Origin of the sequence: Pontibacter pudoricolor (genome assembly GCF_010092985.1) — a bacterium.
GTDB lineage: Bacteria > Bacteroidota > Bacteroidia > Cytophagales > Hymenobacteraceae > Pontibacter > Pontibacter pudoricolor.
In genome coordinates, this window is record NZ_CP048106.1 from 2,254,235 (window position 1) to 2,272,433 (window position 18,199).

Genomic DNA, 18,199 nt, shown 5'->3' on the forward strand with positions numbered 1-18,199 from the left:
AAAAGAGAAGCTGATTTAGCTTCTCTTTTTGTTTAGGCCAGGTATTATTTCTCCTTTGTCCTTTATTAAAGAATTCTTTTGTCAAAGTATAGATCAATCTTCCGGATAAGGGATGAACACGAAATTCTGAAAATCACCATCTACAACAAACAGGCAGCAAAACTCATCGGGGTCTTTGTAGGCAGCTTTAAAGTCATCTACCCGGTCTTCCAGCACCAGCTGGCGCTGCATAAAGTCCTCCAGGTACGATGCGTTGATATTCCACTCCAGCGCCATCTCCTCTTTAGCCAGAAAGTTAGAGCCTACCGGCACCTGCGTGCGGCTAAACACAAAGATCGGGTACTTGGAGATATCGCGTTTGCGCACCTGGTACGATGCTTCGCGCAGGGTTTCGGATACCACTACAAAATCCTTCGAAATGGTACCCAGGTATTTACCGTTTAATTCCGGATCGTTTTCCATGGTTGCTTATTTTGCAGTTAGTAAAACTATATTTTCAACGTGATGCGTTTGCGGGAACATATCCACAGGCTGCACACGCGTTACATCATATTTATCAGATAGCAGTTCCAGGTCGCGGGCCTGGGTTGCCGGGTTACAGCTTACATAAACTATACGGTCAGCGTGCACCTGCAGTAATTTTTCAACCACATCCGGGTGCATTCCGGCACGCGGCGGATCTGTGATCACAACATCGGGCCTGCCATGCTGAGCGATCAGTGCATCAGACAGTATATCTTTCATATCACCGGCATAAAAAGTAGTGTTGGTGATGTTGTTGATCTCCGAGTTGATCCTGGCATCTTCGATAGCACTAGGCACATACTCGATACCAATTACTTCTTTGGCCTGGCGCGCTACAAAGTTGGCTATAGTTCCGGCACCGGTATACAAGTCATATACCAGCTCGTTTCCGGTTAAGCCGGCAAACTCGCGGGTAAGGCGGTATAGTTCGTACGCCTGGTCGGCATTGGTCTGGTAAAAAGACTTTGGCCCTACCCTGAAACGTATCCCTTCCATTTCTTCATGAATATAAGGCAATCCTTTATAACAGATCACTTCTTGGTCATGGAAAGTATCGTTCATTTTCGGGTTTACCACATATTGCAGCGAGGTGATCTCCGGGAAGTTGGTTTCCAGGTGCTGCATGATGCCAAGAATCGCTTCTTCGTCGTTATGCTTCACTAAAAGAATGACCATCAGTTCGCCGGTATTGGCTGTACGAACGATCAGGTTACGCAGAAACCCTGTTTGTTTTACCGCATCATAGTATACCAGGCCTTTGGCACGGGTATAATCGCGTACTGCCAGTCGTATTGCGTTAGACGGATCGGGCTGCAGGTAACAATTCTGAATGTCAAGTATTTTATCGAAACGGCCCGGCATGTGGAAGCCTAACGCATTTCGGTCATAGTTTTCCCCGGACTGAATCTGCTCGTTTGTAAGCCATCCGAAACTCGAAAAGGTGAACTCCAGTTTGTTGCGGTAGAACTTATCTTTTTTAGACCCAAGTATCGGGTCGAATTTTGGAAGTGCTACTTTACCAATGCGCTCCAGATTATCTTTTACCTGTTTCTCTTTATAGTATAGTTGGGTATTATAGCCGATGTGCTGCCACTTGCAACCTCCGCAGGTACCAAAGTGCTCACAAAATGGCTGCACACGCAGGTCAGAATATTCCCTGAACTGCACCGGCACAGCTTCCATAAAGCTTTTCTTCTTTTTGGTGATGCGCAGGTCAACCACATCGCCTGGAGCCACGCCGCCCACAAAAATAACCATGTTGTTATGGCGCGCCAAGCATTTGCCTTCGGCCACCATCTCTTCTATCCGTATATTTTCGAGTATCTCGAATGTCTTTTGCTTCTTATTTCTCACGATGCTGCAAAATTAGCTATTTTTTGGGATTTAGCTTTTGGATTCTTAAAACCGCTGAATTCTTACTTTTCCTATCCTATGCCACATATTAATTTCTTCTTTGTCATTTCGAGCATTCTTAAGACGCGAGTCGAAAAGAGCCAGCGTAGCTGTGAGGGATCTTAATTGTCCTATAGATTCTCTTTTGTCATTTCGACGTTAGGAGAAATCTGTGTTCTATAGTTTGCTATAGTTGCAACCTGAACCAAGCCTTTCTTCTATAGTTTCTTCTAATCCTGGGAGCTCTACTTGCCTACTGTTCTATAGTTGGCTTTGGTGCCCTCACGGCCGGGAGGCCCCGTCTTCGGGCATCGCGCTGCTGCTTTCTTGCTACCCTCGTACCTCGGGTTGCCTGACGGCACCGCAACAAATCAAAGGCGCTCAACCCAAAGACTGTGATCAGTTCGATAGTTAAACTATAGTTGACTGAGCTGCTATAGTTGCATCGCCTTATCGTGCTCATAATTCCGTAGGGACAGGTCGCGACCTGTCCGATCCTGGTCTGTAACTATAGAACTACAACTTAAACTATAGCAATTTCAGATTTCTCCTGCAGGTCGAAATGACAGTTGGGTAAGCAGTAGCAGAAAGTCCCCTTTGAAGGGGGCAGGGGGATGACAAACGGAAACTATAAGACTATAAAACCAACTATAGCAACAACGCAAATTCCCCTCTTGGGAGGGCAGGGGTGGGTTAAAACAGCAACTATAAAACAGTAACCTCAACTATAGCAAAGGCCAAAAGCTCCTTCCCCTGTTTTTAGGGGAAGGCTGGGAAGGGGTAAAACTGAAACTATAGAACTATATCTCCAACTAATAGCAATTCCCTTTATCCCAGAAATCCTTTAAATCTCCCTTAATCCCGGTTCAGACAATGCCTGTCCCTGCCGGGCCAGTTGCATCAGGAAACGTAACACCATTTTAAGTCACGAGCGGGGACGCTCGCGCCAGCAATATGCACTATAGAACTATAATCGAATCTATAGCTTATACAAAACTCCCTCTCCTGTTTTGGGCAGGGTGTCTCTTCAAAAGGAGGCGGGGAGTGACATAAAACACTAGATATAAAAAAAAGACAGCCACTTTTGCAGCTGTCTTTATCTCTACTTAAATTAAAATCTTCCTAGTAAGCCTCCAGCAGGAAAGTAATATCATCAGATGGAGCAAACTCCATCGGTTTCTGACCTTGCAGGAAAATACGTGCTGTTAATGGACCCAATAGCTGAATTTTATCGCTTCCTACTCGCAACATGCTGCCTTCTCGCAAGCCAACTACCGGCTGACGGTTATGGCCATGAAATTCCAGGATGCGGGTTTCGCGGCTCTCGCCCATGTGCGTGGAGTCCGGAATCGGGTCCAGGTAATGCGGGTTTATATTGAAGGGCACAAGTTCCAGGGCATCCAGTGTTTTGGGGTGCACAATAGGCATATCATTGGTTGTACCAATGGTTTTGCCGGCTACGTTTGTTCCCGCACTGGTTCCGATATAAGGCATCCCTTTACGTACACGCATCTGTAGTGTCTCCACCAGTTTGTTGGCGTATAGTTGCTTTAGCAGCAGAAACGTGTTGCCACCGCCTATAAATACAGCCTCAGCTTCGTTCACAGCTTTTACCGGGTTATCATACTCATGCACGCCGGTTACGCTTATCCCCCACTTCTCGAAAGCTTCGCGGGCTTTGGCAGTATAATCTTTATGAGATATGCCATTGGGGCGGGCATAAGGAATAAACAGGATGCTGCTCTTCCCTTTTAATATTTCTTTTATTTCTGTTTCGGCATGCTCCAGGTAACCGGTGCCGTGCGTAGTTGATGTGCTGATCAATAATAAATTTCTGCTCATACTTCAAAAATATAGAATTTGCATGAGCTATAGTATACTTCCCCTAACTTTTGGCAGATCGATACTTGTTGATTGCTGAAGGTTAGATTGTTAAATGGCTGGTTCAGCTAAAGTATAAGGCCCAACATATTGCGGTCCTACAGAACTCATCAACTTTCTAACTCCTAAACTCATTAACTCCCAAACTAATCCCTCTCTTTATTGATTGACAGCTTCAGTTTTATAGTTTCGGCATAGGGGTCGAGGGCGTGGTAAGTGGTGAGGGCCCGTACAAGGCCGATACTTTTAAGGTCGTAGAAAAACCAAAGCTCCACGTAAAAATCGTAAAGCCAGTACAGGTCTATTTTACACCAGCCTCTGATGCGGTGATGCAGGTAGTGCCCTTCGGTAAGGGCTATTTCTGCCTGCAGGTGCGGGGGCAGTTCATTGAATTCTTCGGGGCTGATCATAACTCAATTCGGGTACTACGCAAACCAACTAAGATAAAAAAAGGCTGCTCATGGCAGCCTTTCTCATTAACGTAATTAGTAACTGAAAGATTTTAATTCAGAAATAAAGTATACAGCTCGAAGCGGTGCGAAGCAAAACTCCAATGCGAAGAAGAAGGGTGAATTTCAACACCATCCTCATCCATTAACGTGATCGCAAAGCCATCACCCTGGTTCATGGGCTCTGTAAAGTGCTTCACCGGATATATTCTGCCTTCTTCAACCCACTCTTCCGGCTCAAATGCCGGCATCGATGCATCTATACATTTGGCATATACTGCCATATAGCTCGGAGGTACAAATAAATTAACCATGTTAGTCTAACTTCAATATCAGAGAAATAATTCCGCTGCTGCACCTTGGCAGTTGCTGCAGCCAAATACAAAATTACAAAAAGCGTGCCTGTATGTTAACTTAAAACTGTGCAATTAATTGCCTGCAAATCTGGCCGACCCTATAGTTTCCGCGTCATTTCTGGCAGATATACACTTTCCATAGTGGTAATATAAAGCATAAACTTATACAATGCAACCATCTAGCTTGTGTTCCTATAATTATATTTCAATTGCATTTACACTGATAACCAGGTATATTGATATGGTGATTTTTGATTACAAGCCTGTTCATCCCCTTAAAAAAATTTACTTTTGGAGTTGCCAGCCACTTTGGCCGGAGGTGCGTAGTTAACTATTGCTGTACTTATAGTTACCACTCACTTTACTACACTAGCCTATGGAAACTAATGAAATGAATAACCGGTACAAGCACACCTTTCCGGTAGCGCCCGGCGTTTGGGGCTTAAAAACCGTATTTGTGAACCTGTACTTTGTAACCGAGCAGGACGGAAGCTGGACCCTGATTGATACAGGCATTTACGGCTCTGCCAGCAAAATAAAAGCCGCTGCCGAAGAACTGTTCGGGCAAAATGCCACCCCCCGGTCTATTTTGCTTACCCACGGACATTTTGACCATATTGGTGCCGTAAAAGAACTGGCAAACGAATGGGAAGTACCTGTTTATGCGCACCCCCTGGAGCTGCCTTACCTGACCGGCCAATCCAGCTACCCGCCACCAGATGCAAGTGTTGGCGGCGGCGGCATGGCGTATATGGCCTTTATGTACCCTAAAAAACCGATAAATATTACCAAGCACATAGAACTGTTGCCACAAGACGGTTCTGTGCCGGGTTTGCGCGAGTGGAAATGGCTGCACACACCCGGGCATACAGCAGGGCACGTTTCTTTTTTCAGGGAATATGACAAGGTATTAATTGCCGGCGATGCCTTTATAACCCGACACGGCGAATCGATAATGGCCGTGATGACGCAGAAAAAACATGTTTACGGGCCACCAAAATACTATACAACCAACTGGGCCGAAGCACAGCAATCAGTCGAAAAACTGGCGTACCTAAACCCGGCTGTAGCAGCAACCGGCCATGGCATGCCTATGCGCGGACCAAAACTACAATGGCAACTCGAAGAGCTGGTGCGCGATTTCTGGTCTGTTGCAGTACCTGAGCATGGACGTTATGTACATGAACCTGCTATTACTGATGAAATGGGTGTGGTTTCAGTACCTCCTGCAGTTAGCAATCCGGCAAATAAAGTGTTGCTGGCAGCTGGTTTAGTTACGCTTGCCGGCGCAGCCTTCCTGACAATGCGCAACAGAAACGGTAAAAAAAAAGCGGAGAAGATCTATACTTCCGAACGGCCATTTTCTCATAACCGGCCCCTAACTGATGTTCCGCCAACTATAGGCCAGGAAGATCCACTGGCACATACCAATAATTATCCGTAACCAAAAAGGCCGGTAGTTTGAGCTACCGGCCTTTTTTATTCTACATGTTACTGTTATGATTTGCCTCTGCCAGAGCCGCTTTTCTTGCCGCCTCCGTCGTGTTTATTTACAGTTGCCCAGGCTCTTTTTTCGGCCTCTTTATCACTTACGCCACGTTTTTCATAGCTTTCTTCAATATGCTGCGCCTGGCGCTTCTGCTTATCGGTATAAGCCGACTTATCTCCTTGTGCCATAATCTGCTTGGTTTAATGATACATTGATTTACAGCCCGAAGGCTACCTATAATGTACGATACCAGGCTATAAATGGTACAAATTTTTAAATTGTCAGAACCAGCAGCAAAGCTATAGTTACACTTTAAAGAAGACTTTAAAGGTAGATCCTGTTCCTTCCTCACCTTGCACTTCTATGCGGTCGCCATTGTTTTCAAGCATCCTCTTAACAATGTACAATCCAAGTCCGGAGCCTTCTACATGGGTATGCATCCGCCTGTACATCTGAAACACCTTCAACCTTTGCGACTCACTCATCCCCAGCCCGTTATCAGACACACTTAGCACTAACTGGTCGGGCAGGTCCTGTTCCAGTTTCAGGGTTATTTCCGGAACTCTGTTCGGCGATGAATATTTTATAGCATTTGAAAGCAGGTTATACAGGATACTGCGCAGGTTATTTCGGGGGTATTTAGATAAACTATAGTCTTTAAAGTCTGATACGATATTCGCTTTACTTTTAGCAATTGCAAACTCCAGGTCTTTTTTTACTTCTTCAAAAAGCTCGCCTACAATCACCTCTTCTTTTCCGGCACTTGCATCCTGAAGCCTGGCTACATCTGTCAGGTCATTTATTACACTCTTCAGCCTGTTAATAGAAGAAGATATCCGGTTCAGTATATCTTCGTGTTTGTTCTCTCCCAGGTCCTCTTTCAGCACTTCAACCAGACCTTCCAGGTTTACTACAGGTGCTTTTAAGTCGTGAGATGCAGTATAAACAAAATTATCAAGGTCGGTATTGATGCGGAGCAGCTCTTTATTCTTGAGCATCAGCTCCTCATTCTTCCGGCGCTCAGAGAGGTCTCTGGTTACCTTAGAAAATCCAATGTGCTTCCCCTGTTTATTATAAACTGCAGTAATGATTACGTTGGCCCATATCTGAGTACCATCTTTCCGTATTCGCCAGCCCTCATCCTCAAACTTGCCTTCAGCCAGCGCTTTGGTAAGTTCAAACTGAGGGTAGTTCATTTCTATAGCTTCACGCGGATAAAAAATGGAGAAGTGCTTCCCGATAATCTCATCTGCCTTATAGCCTTTAATTTGCTCTGCGCCCTTGTTCCATGTTATAATATGCCCTCTTTTATCCAGCATAAATATAGCATAGTCGCCTACGCCCTCAATCAGCAAACGGTATAGTTCCTCTTTGCCAAGGCCGCGATTCTCTAAAGCATTTGTTTTTTCCTGTGGGTCAGGTGAAGGGTTTTTCGTTTTACTCATGTGTGCGGCGGTGCTCATTTTAAATAAGAGCAATAAATTTAATCTGTAATTTATAAAGAACCCTACTCTAATACCAGTTAAATCGGTTCTATAAAATTCCCGGTAAACGTAATTCTTACTATACTTTTAGTTTATAGTTTGGTTGTACTATTGGGCACAATAACGTTTACTATTTATAAATACATGCTGCAAAACATACTCCTTGCTGAGATTATCTTACCACGCAGTTGTTGCAGTTAAACAACAGGCAGCACAATCCCAACAAAAAAGCCCGGTCTCAACAACCGGGCTTATAGTGGCATCCCTAGTTCAGTTCTATCCTGGATACTAGCTGGTTATACCCGGCAAAAACGCCGAGCCCGCCTTCTATGTTGGTATACATCACATAAGGCTCAGCAAACGGGTTGCCGCTATTCTGTCCCTGATTATCCAGCGATTGCTGGTACAGGTAATAATTTTTGTCAGATACCACCAGCACTGCATAGATATAGAATGGCTTATCGATAGATTCGTAATTATATTCATAATAAGACAATGCCTGGGAGGTTAATAAGCCATTTTGAGTATCCTTGTCGGTATGTATGTCTTTGCTATCTCCCGAATTCCAGTTTAGCCCCTCTTTTTGTACATGTTTAGCACCGGTAACAGGGTCAGTGTAGGTATACTGTTTGTAGACCAGGGTACGGTAAAAATTAGTGACATCAGGCGCATCACGCCACTTATAGCTTACCGTATACCAGCGCATATCACGGCCATAGTAATCTTTTTCTATAGTGTAGGGGGCTTTTATTTCTGTAATTTCGATACCGTCCGTAGAGGGTATGGTACAGGTTGCTTCGGCGTTACCTGCCAGGGATGTTACTTTTAAACTATAGGTTTTGCCCGCTTCAATGGGCCAGGCCCTGGCATCAGCTTCGTAGTGCATCGCTTCCGGATTATAGTTCAGGGCAATTACCGAGGCTCCGTTAGAGATAGTAACTATAGCATCTTTCACTTTTAGCTGTTCGTCCGTCATTTTTCTGCCAATGGCGGGCTGCGTTTTCTGCACACGTACTACCAGCATGGTATCCTGGGGCGAGATATAGGAAACCACCACCAGTTTAGACTTGCCTTCAAAAGAATCTATATCCTTTACATCGCTTTCGCAGCCGGTTAAACCAACTACAGCGCTTAGCAGCACAAACAATAGTGTATTTATTTTTTTCATATCAGATTCACGCTTCAAAATCAAAACTTAAAACCATAACTAACTGACGGGATGACCGGGAAGAGCGCCACCTGCTTAAGCTTCGCCTCCGAATGTTCTTCGTTATAATACTCTTCCTCCATGTAATAAAAGAACGGGTTTTTGCGGTTGTAGGCATTGTAAAAACTGATCTCCCAGGTGCGTTCTCCCCACTTCTTCTTTTTATGAAACTGAATACCAACATCCATGCGGTGATAAGCGGCCATACGACTGCTGTTACGCTCGCCATAATCAACTACCGTAGTGCTATAGTAGGAATACCATTGCATGTCGTATTTCGAGGGTTTGTTTGGGCTGTCCATGTACGACCCTATAGGCATGGTTATGGCATTACCGGTTCCATACACCCATGTTCCGGAAAGCGTAATATTATCGCGCAGCTCATAGATCCCTACCAGCGAAATATCGTGGCGGCGGTCGTAGCGGGCATAAAACTTTTTGCCATAGTTAAGCGAGTCGAACTGCAACTGCGTCCAGGACAAGGTATAGCCAGCCCAGCCCGAGAAGCGCCCTACTTTTTTCTGCAACAGAAATTCTAACCCATAAGACCAGCCCTGCCCAGTTGTAATATTGTCTTCCCAGCTTACCTGTTCGGCACTTTCAGGGTCTTCTATTATCAGGAAGCTGGCTCCTTCTTTATACCCGATAATATTATCCGACTTTTTATAGTAGCCTTCTATAGTCAGCGCCAGGTCCCTATCCAGGAAATCTTTGGCAATGCCCACTGCTACCTGCTGCGATTTTTGCGGGGCTAAGCGGTCTGTGGTGGGTACCCAAAGATCGGTTGGCAGACCAATACCGGTGTTACTGATCAGGTGCACGTACTGGTTCATGCGGGCATAAGAGGCTTTCACGGCCAGGTCGTCGCGCAGGTTATAGGCAGCTGACAGGCGTGGCTCCGGCATAAAATAGCTTTTGTTTTCGGCGGCAAAATGGCTTAAACGCAAGCCTGCATTTATTCTTAAATAAGGGGTTGGCTTGTAAGTATCTTCCACATAAACCGACGATTCCACGCTGCTTATCCGTTGTTTGTTTTCTTTATCCTTATCCGTCTCAGGGTCTTTTACAACCAGTGCGCTTGGCGTAAACATATGGAACGTAGACTGCAAACCAGCTTTAACAGAGTGCTTTGGACCTGGCAGGTAATCTACATCAAACTTAAGCGCCGCATCCTGTATACCCGAAAAGTAATTCAGTTTATACTGGCCTTCGTTGTTACTCTTTTCTTCTGCTGAGATATTGAATTTGTAGCGGCTAAACACAAGGGAGGTGTTGGAGAAAAGGCGTTCGTTAAAAAGATGGTTCCAGCGAAGCGTACCGGTTGCATTGCCCCAGTTTACGCCACCGTTGGTTTCGCCTTTCTCGTCTTTGTCTTTATAATAAAAGCGGTCCTGCCCGAAATAGCCGCTCAGGTATAGTTTGTTTTTGCGGCCAAAGTCGTAGTTAACTTTTGTATTGAGGTCATAAAAGTAATATCCTACCTTGCCATCATCCGGCATAAACGGGCGGGCCAGCACATCGGCATAGGTTCTGCGCCCCGAGATCAGGAACGAGGATTTCCCCTGCTTTAGGGGTCCTTCCACCATCAGCCGCGACGAAATAAGCCCGATTCCGCCTTCTCCGTGTAGCTCTTCCTTGTTGCCTTCTTTCATGTTCAGCTCTATCACCGACGACAGCCTGCCGCCATATCGTGCCGGAAAACCGCCTTTGGTCAGCTCCACACTTTTAAGCGCATCGCCGTTAAACAGCGAGAAGAAACCGAACAGGTGCGATGCGTTGTAAACCGTAGCGTCATCCAGAATGATCAGGTTTTGGTCCGGGCCGCCGCCCCGCACATAAATACCACTGTTGCCTTCACTGCCCTTCTGCACACCCGGCATCAGCTGCAGCACTTTCATCACATCCTTCTCGCCCAGCAGCATGGGTATATTCTTGATCTGGGAAACCGGGATATCAATCTTACTCATTTCCACCGACCGGCTTACTTTCTCTACCCGCTCAGCCACCACTTCCACTTCTTTTAAAGAAGTTTCGAGACGTTGCAGGTCTATATTGAGTTCTATGTTCTGGCGCAATGCTATAGTTCTGACCTCCTGTTTATAGCCAAGATACCCAAAGGCGAGTGTTACAGAGTCGGTGGCAGGCAATGTTAAAGAGTAGAACCCGTAGGTGTTGGTGCTTGTGCTGTTGACCGTGCCCGGCTGGAAAATACTAACCCCGATCAGTTGCTCTTGGCTGCCTTTTTCGCGCACGTAACCGCTTATGGTATGTTTATTTTGGGCAAAAGCGATACTAATACTGCACAAGAGCAGCAAAAGCGTAAAGAGTTGTTTCATAGCCGATCAAAAATTAAATGATCCATTAAATTATATAATTTATGACAGCTATTATAATGCCAAGTATTAAAATTTTTAAATATTTAGTGAATGAAATGTGAGCTTTTATGAAAGCTGAATGATAGGTAAATTTCACCAACTATAGCTGACTTCCATATCTTGATCCATTAGCAGTAAAAGCGCTTTTGTGCATGTGTTCAAACTATAGTTTGCATCCCGAAACCACACAGAAACTATAGCTTTCAGCTACAATTGCCTACCTTTGCAGTATGATTTCGATGAGGCAGTTATTTTTGAAGCACCAGGCACAAACATCAGATTTTCCGCTGATGATTGAAGTGGAGAAGGCTGAAGGAGTGTATATGTATGGTGCCAACGGCGAGCGCTACCTGGACCTGATCTCAGGAATTGGCGTGAGCAATGTAGGGCACCGCCACCCGCGCGTGGTTAATGCCATAAAAGAGCAACTGGATAAATACATGCACCTGATGGTGTACGGCGAATTTGTACAGGCACCTCAGGCCAAACTATCCGAAGCGCTTACCAGTACGTTACCGGCCCGCCTGAACAACGTGTACCTGCTTAACTCCGGAACCGAAGCTGTAGAAGGCGCTCTGAAACTGGCAAAACGCTACACCGGTCGCACCGAACTTATCTCGTGCCGAAATGCCTATCATGGTTCTACCCAAGGCGCTTTGTCTGTAAATGGCAGCGAAAGTTTTAAAAATGCGTTCCGGCCCTTATTGCCTGATGTACGCCACATTCGCTACAACAACCTGCCCGACCTTAAGGATATTACGACCCGCACAGCAGCAGTTATAGTTGAGACCATACAAGGCGAAGCCGGTGTACGCGTACCTGAAAATAATTACCTGAAGCACCTGCGCGAACGCTGTACTGAAGTTGGCGCTTTGCTGATTTTAGATGAGATACAATGTGGTTTTGGGCGCACCGGTACGTTCTGGGCATTCGAGCAATTTGGTATCGAGCCCGATATTTTGCTTTGCGCCAAAGGAATGGGCGGCGGCATGCCGATAGGTGCTTTTATTGCTCCTCAGGAGATCATGGCTGCATTTAAGACGGATCCAATTCTTGGCCATTGCACTACGTTTGGTGGTCACCCGGTTTCGTGCGCTGCATCGCTGGCTACCCTGCAAACTATACAGCAGGAAAACCTTTTGGAAGGTGTTGAAGCCAAAGCTGAGCTATTTAAGAAATTGTTAGTTCATCCGCGCATCAAAGAAATCCGCAACTGCGGTTTGATGATGGCTGCCGAGTTTGAGTCGTTTGACGTTCTGAAAGCTGTAATTGACAAGGCTATCGAAAATGGCGTACTCACCGACTGGTTTCTGTTCTGCGACAACTCCATGCGTATTGCCCCTCCCCTAACTATAACTGAAGCCCAAATAGAAGAAGCCTGTGTTGTTATTCTTCGGTCTATTGATGAGGCGGTAGGAAAGTAATTTATTATCTGAGTCAGGATTTTCAGGTTTTTGGGATTGACAGGATTGGGCCTTTGCTGTAGTTGGGGCTATAGTTTTATAGTTGGCGTTGTCTAACCACTCATAACCACTCCTTGTCTAAGGCGGGGAGTTTTTCGGCTATTGCTATAGTTGGAGTTCTAGTTTTACCCCTTCCCAGCCTTCCCCTTTAAAAGAGGGCCCCTACCCCCAGAACAGGGGAAGGAGCTTTACAGCTGTCGTTATAGTTCAGGTTGTAGTTTTATAGTTGCTGTTTTAACCCACCCCTACCCCTCCCAAGAGGGGAATTCCGATTGTTGCTATAGTTGAGGATATCGTTTTATAGTTTCCGTTTGTCATCCTCCTGCCCCTTTCAAAGGGGGACTTTCTGCTACTGCTTGCCCTACTGTTATTTCGACTATAAGGAGAAATCTGAATTAGATATAGTTACAGTCCATCCACGGACAGGACAGATTTACCTGTTCCTACGAAACTATAACCACGATAATGCGATGCAACTATAACTTCTCAAACAAACTATAGTTTAGCTATCGAAAGATCGCAGTCTTTGGGTTGAGCGCCTTTGCTTTGTTGCGGTGCCGTTAGGCATTGCGACGAAGGAGCAAAGGAAATGTACACCGCGCGATACCCGAAGACGGGGCCTCCCGGCCGTGAGGGCACCAAAGCCAGATTGAAACTATAGATGAGTAGAGCTCCCAGGATTGAAAGTAGCTATAGAAGAAAAGGCTTGGTTAGGATAGTAGAGTAGTAAACTATAGAACCCAGATTTCTCCTAACGTCGAAATGACAAAAGGGAAACTATTAGAAGAAATAAGATTCCGCACAGCTGCGCTAGCTCTTTTAGACTCACGTCTCATGAATGCTCGAAATGACAAATAGAAACTATAGGACTTAAATTCCTGCTGACATCAAAATCAAAGTAACAGCATAAGACATAAAAAAAACCGGGCTGGCAGAAGACTGCCAGCCCGGTTAAACTATAGTTCGAACTATAAATTACTTACCAGTAGAAGTGGTAGCACCTGCAGGTTCCTGCTTCTTCTGATTCTTATATTTCCCATCAAACTTCTTATACAAGTACAGTTGCTTGTCGTTCAGGTCTACTTTACGGCCTTCTATAAAAGCGAGTGTTACATTGTTCGTGCGCATATCCAGCAGGTCGCCAGACGATACAACGATGGTTGCATCTTTACCTACTTCCACAGAGCCAGCCTGTTTGTCGATACCTAAAATTTTAGCGGTATTCAATGTTACAGAAGACAAGGCCTGTTCTTTATCTAAACCAAACGCAGCAGCAGTACCGGCAATGAACGGCAGGTTACGCGTGCCGTGGATGCTTAGGTCATAATCCAACGCGAACTGAATGCCTGCTTTGTGCAACAGGTACGGTGTTTTGTATGGTTGCCATACATCTTCTTCAGCACGCGATGGCAGAGCATGAACACCAGAGTAAATTACCGGAATGTTGTTGGCCTTCAGGAAATCAGCTACAGCCAGGGCATCGCCTGCACCAACTATAACAATATCCTTTATGCCATGCTGCTTCACAAAATTTACCGATTCGATGATCTCTTTGCCATAGTTGGCATGGATGTATAGCTTTTTAGTGCCATCAAACAGACCGGCCATCGAACTAAGCTTCAGGTTTTCGGTACCGTTTTTTGCTGCCTTAAACACAGCTGCATCACTTAACAACTGGCTAAGTTCGCGCAGCGTCCTGTCACGGTTTTCCTTCATGCGGTTCAGGCGTTCGTCGCGCTCTTTGTCACCCGTCGGAATCAGCATGGCAGGCCAGTTCAGGTGTATGCCTTCATCGGCTTTTATTACAGCATCTTCCCAGTTCCAGGCATCCAGTTGCACTACCGACGACGAACCTGCTATAGTTCCGCCAATCGGGGTTAGCTGAGTCATCAGTACACCATTGGCACGTACAGTCGGGATGATATCAGAATCTGTGTTATAGGCAACTACAGAACGCACGTTCGGGTTAAAGTCGCCTACTTCGCGCCAGTCTATAGTTGCACGCACGCTTTCGATCTCATTTAAGCCAAGGCTGGAGTTTGGCTGGATAAGGCCCGGGTAAATGTGCTGTCCTGTTACGTCTACCACTTCGTAGCCACTCAGGTTAGCACCACTCTGCGGACCAGCATAGGTGATCTTGCCATTCTCGAAACCTACGGCAGCATTCTCTACTACGGTACCGTTGCCTACGTGCAGGGTAGCACCTTTCAGCAGCACAGGTTTGCTTTGTTTGGCAGCCGGCGCTGGCACCTGCGCAAACGCAGCAGTACTCAGCAACAAAGCTGCAAAAGCGGATATATATCTTTTTTGGATCTTCATTTTTTTAATTGTTTGATTGCAGCATTGTTAAATTGTTAATTCCCAAACTATAGACTCAACTTTTTAACCTACAGCAATTTAGCCATTTAACTAGTTAACACTTAGTACGCCAGGTAGCTCTCTTCTTCGTGATGCTCCACATCCTCGCAGTGCAGTACGCTCGCCTTTTTTATAGTTGGGTTTTGCGTTTTAGCTCCACCGGCTTTGGCATTCAGCATTTTCTGGATCAGGCGCATACGCTCTTTTTCCATGTCCTGCTGCAGTTGTGCATCGCGCTCGGCATCGAAGTAAGCTACACCATCCACAAAAGTCTTTTCAGGACGAGCATAGATAGAAAGCGGGTGGTTGTTCCAAAGTACTACGTCGGCATCTTTACCGGCTTTCAGGCTACCCATTCTGTCGTCTAAGTGCAGAAGTTTGGCTGGGTTAAGCGTTACCATTTTCAGGGCATCTTCTTCGCTCACACCGGCATATTTCACACTTTTAGCAGCTTCCTGGTTTAGGCGGCGGGCCATTTCAGCATCATCAGAGTTAATGGCTGTAACCACGCCCAGGTTGTGCATGATACCTGCGTTCTGCGGGATAGCGTCTTTCACTTCCATCTTATAAGCCCACCAGTCAGAGAAGGTAGAACCACCTGCACCGTGCTCTTTCATTTTGTCGGCTACTTTATAACCTTCCAGGATGTGTGTGAACGTGTTCACTTTAAAGCCCATCTGGTCAGCCACTTTCATCATCATGTTAATTTCAGACTGCACGTAAGAGTGGCAGGTGATAAAGCGCTTGCCGTTCAGGATCTCTACCAGCGTTTCCAGTTCCAGGTCGCGGCGAGGCGCTGCGGTTTTAGCCTGTTGTCTTTTTGATAGCTTGTTATAGCTCTTCCAGGCCTGCTCGTATTCTTTTGCTCTTGTAAAGGCATCTACATACACTTGCTCCACACCCATTCTGGACTGCGGGAAGCGTATGGTTTGTGCATTACCCCAGTTAGACTGTTTCACGTTCTCGCCGAGTGCAAATTTGATGAAGCCATCTGCGCCTTCTACCATCAGGTCCTGCGGGCTTTTGCCCCAGCGAAGTTTAATGATAGCCGACTGACCACCAACCGGGTTGGCTGAGCCATGCAGCAACTGTGAAGTAGTAACACCACCAGCCAGCTGACGGTAGATGTTAATGTCGTCAGAGTTAACCACATCCTGCATGCGCACCTCGGCAGTTACAGCCTGGCTTCCTTCGTTCACGGCATTTAGCGCAATGTGCGAGTGTTCGTCTATGATACCAGGGGTTACGTGTTTGCCAGTTCCGTCAATTACTTTGGCTCCGGACTCGCTCAGGTTCTTGCCTACTTTAGCAATTTTGCCATTTTTCAGCAACACATCTGCGTTCTCCAGCTTGCCGTCTTTCTCGTTTGTCCAGACGGTAGCATTCTTGATAAGGATGGTTTCCTGTTTTGGTAACTCAGCTTGTCCGTAAGCACGGAACGGATAGATCATCTGCCCAACTTCTACTAACTCAGCTTTTTTGGCAGCATCTTTTTTGTCCTGCTGCGTCATGGCTTCTGAGAAGGTAGCCGACCATTTAACCGCGCTTGCATCCGGCAACTGGCCTTCGCCCTGCAGGTTTTTATCGGCCAGCCAGCCGCTCAGGCGTATCGTCTCGTTGCTCTTTTTGCTGTCAGTAAACGATAATGTAACCAGGTTTCCGTTAAAAGAGATCTTGCCTTTAACTGTATCTGCGCCAATAACAGAAAGTTCCGGTTTATCAGGTGTACCGGCAATTTTCAGTTTTTTAGATGTGTTGTTACCGATCTTTAAGGTATAAACGCCTCTGTAGTCTGATGGCACTTCAGTGATCTTGTAACGGTCGCCCTGTACCCAGTTCTCCAGTATCAGATTGTCGTTGGCGAACAGGTTGCCGGATGTAACTATAAAGTTGGCCAGTTTACCTTCACCCAGGCTGCCAACCATGTGCTCTGCCTTCAATAATTTAGCTGGCGTAGCGGTCAGGGCTTTCAGGGCTTCCTCTTCCGACAAACCATAGTTTATCGCTTTGCGCACATTCGGCAGAAAGTCTTTTTTATCTTTCAGGTCCGATGCGGTAAAGGCAAATGTAACACCTGCTTTGGCAAGAATACCAGCGTTTGAAGGCGCCATTTCCCAGTGCTTCATGGCTTCCAATGGCACACGGCGCGCATCATAGGGATCTTCTACATTATAAGCATCCGGGTAGTTAACCGAAACGATAAGCGGGGCATTGGTTGCCTTCACTTCCTTCAGCATCTGGTACTCGTCGCCTTTGGTTTTGATGATGTATTGAGTGTTGAATTCATCCCCAACTTTGTCGGCACGCAGCACGCCCAGCTTATCATCGGCTTCAAATATCTGCGGGAATCTGCTGGCTTCGGTAAAGGCTTTAAGGGAGATGTTCTGCTCACGGCCCGGGTTCTGTGCATTCCATTTTGCATCCAGGTACGTCTGACGAAGCAGGGCAATCGAGCCCATCAGCGAGCTTGGATAATCCTGCGCTGATGACCCTTTGTCGAAAGACAGGGCAGCAGCAGCTTTATCCAGCACGATAACTTCGTTCTCGCGTTTGTCGGCCAGTGTTACCAAGGTAGCCGTTCCACGGGCAATGCCATCCTGGTGTATAGCCAGTACAGATCCGAAACCCTGCTTGCGTAGTTCTTCGGCTTGTTTTTTATCCGCTTTAAAAAGCTCTACCGCATTTGTTTCCGGACGGATGGCCTGGTTCCAGTTGTAAGCACCCTGTTTGTTTGATTCCAGTTGCGGAGTTCCGCCCCAGTTGCGTTGCGGACGCTTTACTTCGGGTAAGCCGTAGCTTGAGTACATATCCACAAAGCCCGGGTAAATATGCTTGCCCTTGGCATCAACAACAACAGCACCGGCAGGCACTTTTACGTTGGTACCCACGGCTTCTACTTTACCGTTGCGGATAACGAGTGTGGCGTTGTTTAGTGTAGTTTTATAATCGGTGTGAATGGTGGCGTTTGTAAGCGCTACCAGGCCCGGGCGCTCGTCGTACACGCCATTGCGCGGAAAAGTCTCCTGCGCCATCGCACTGCCTGCTCCAAAAGCCAGGCAGGCTGCAATGGTAAAGATTTTCTTCATTGGTTAGAGTAAAAGTGAAAGTATAGATTTTCAGTTAGTTTAGGTTAATCAAATATAACAATACAGTTGTTAAAACATTTATACCGTAACTAAAAAATATAGGCGGCTTACCATACGCTGTATTATATTGCAAA

At 46.1% G+C, this 18,199-nt stretch carries 13 protein-coding genes; 2 read left to right on the plus strand and 11 right to left on the minus strand.

Features of this window, described 5'->3' with window-relative positions; genetic code table 11:
- Positions 1-93: 93 nt before the first annotated feature.
- The 5 genes from GSQ66_RS09700 to GSQ66_RS09720 all read right to left on the minus strand — a co-directional run bounded on the left by GSQ66_RS09700 (position 94) and on the right by GSQ66_RS09720 (position 4,531).
- Positions 94-462, minus strand: coding sequence for a hypothetical protein (locus tag GSQ66_RS09700; protein ID WP_162427288.1), 369 nt, complete (start codon positions 460-462; stop codon positions 94-96).
- 6 nt (positions 463-468) lie between these two features.
- Entirely contained in the window at positions 469-1,821 is a 1,353-nt protein-coding gene (rlmD, locus tag GSQ66_RS09705; protein ID WP_394351439.1) for a 23S rRNA (uracil(1939)-C(5))-methyltransferase RlmD, read from the minus strand.
- Positions 1,822-3,039: 1,218 nt separating this feature from the next.
- Positions 3,040-3,759, minus strand: a complete 720-nt coding sequence (pepE, locus tag GSQ66_RS09710) for a dipeptidase PepE (protein ID WP_162427289.1) — start codon at positions 3,757-3,759, stop codon at positions 3,040-3,042.
- Positions 3,760-3,944: 185 nt separating this feature from the next.
- Positions 3,945-4,208, minus strand: coding sequence for a hypothetical protein (locus GSQ66_RS09715; RefSeq protein WP_162427290.1), 264 nt, complete (start codon positions 4,206-4,208; stop codon positions 3,945-3,947).
- A 92-nt stretch (positions 4,209-4,300) separates the two neighbouring features.
- The gene (locus GSQ66_RS09720) at positions 4,301-4,531 is read right to left on the minus strand and encodes a hypothetical protein (protein WP_238395631.1); all 231 of its coding nucleotides are present in this window, start codon (positions 4,529-4,531) and stop codon (positions 4,301-4,303) included.
- 448 nt (positions 4,532-4,979) lie between these two features.
- Here GSQ66_RS09720 and GSQ66_RS09725 point away from each other — a divergent pair, with 448 nt between their 5' ends.
- Positions 4,980-6,047: an MBL fold metallo-hydrolase gene (locus GSQ66_RS09725; protein ID WP_162427292.1), complete on the plus strand. Its 1,068-nt coding sequence runs from the start codon at positions 4,980-4,982 to the stop codon at positions 6,045-6,047.
- A 53-nt stretch (positions 6,048-6,100) separates the two neighbouring features.
- Here GSQ66_RS09725 and GSQ66_RS09730 read toward each other — a convergent pair whose 3' ends face one another.
- From GSQ66_RS09730 to GSQ66_RS09745, 4 genes are all read right to left on the minus strand, one after another.
- A complete protein-coding gene (locus tag GSQ66_RS09730) occupies positions 6,101-6,280 on the minus strand; it encodes a hypothetical protein (protein ID WP_162346738.1) in 180 nt (59 codons plus the stop codon).
- 117 nt (positions 6,281-6,397) lie between these two features.
- Entirely contained in the window at positions 6,398-7,537 is a 1,140-nt protein-coding gene (locus tag GSQ66_RS09735; RefSeq protein WP_162427293.1) for a sensor histidine kinase, read from the minus strand.
- Between the two features lie 304 nt (positions 7,538-7,841).
- Positions 7,842-8,744, minus strand: a complete 903-nt coding sequence (locus GSQ66_RS09740) for a DUF4249 domain-containing protein (RefSeq protein WP_162427294.1) — start codon at positions 8,742-8,744, stop codon at positions 7,842-7,844.
- Between the two features lie 20 nt (positions 8,745-8,764).
- The gene (locus GSQ66_RS09745) at positions 8,765-11,119 is read right to left on the minus strand and encodes a TonB-dependent receptor (RefSeq protein ID WP_162427295.1); all 2,355 of its coding nucleotides are present in this window, start codon (positions 11,117-11,119) and stop codon (positions 8,765-8,767) included.
- A 272-nt stretch (positions 11,120-11,391) separates the two neighbouring features.
- On the opposite strand from GSQ66_RS09745, the gene GSQ66_RS09750 reads away from it, so the two are divergent.
- Positions 11,392-12,582, plus strand: coding sequence for an aspartate aminotransferase family protein (locus GSQ66_RS09750; RefSeq protein ID WP_162429001.1), 1,191 nt, complete (start codon positions 11,392-11,394; stop codon positions 12,580-12,582).
- A 1,014-nt stretch (positions 12,583-13,596) separates the two neighbouring features.
- On the opposite strand, the gene GSQ66_RS09755 is transcribed toward GSQ66_RS09750, so the two are convergent.
- Both GSQ66_RS09755 and GSQ66_RS09760 read right to left on the minus strand, forming a co-directional pair.
- On the minus strand, positions 13,597-14,940 hold the full coding sequence (locus GSQ66_RS09755; RefSeq protein WP_162427296.1) for an amidohydrolase family protein: 1,344 nt from the start codon (positions 14,938-14,940) through the stop codon (positions 13,597-13,599).
- A gap of 101 nt (positions 14,941-15,041) precedes the next feature.
- On the minus strand, positions 15,042-18,065 hold the full coding sequence (locus tag GSQ66_RS09760) for an amidohydrolase family protein (protein WP_162427297.1): 3,024 nt from the start codon (positions 18,063-18,065) through the stop codon (positions 15,042-15,044).
- Positions 18,066-18,199 lie beyond the last annotated feature (134 nt).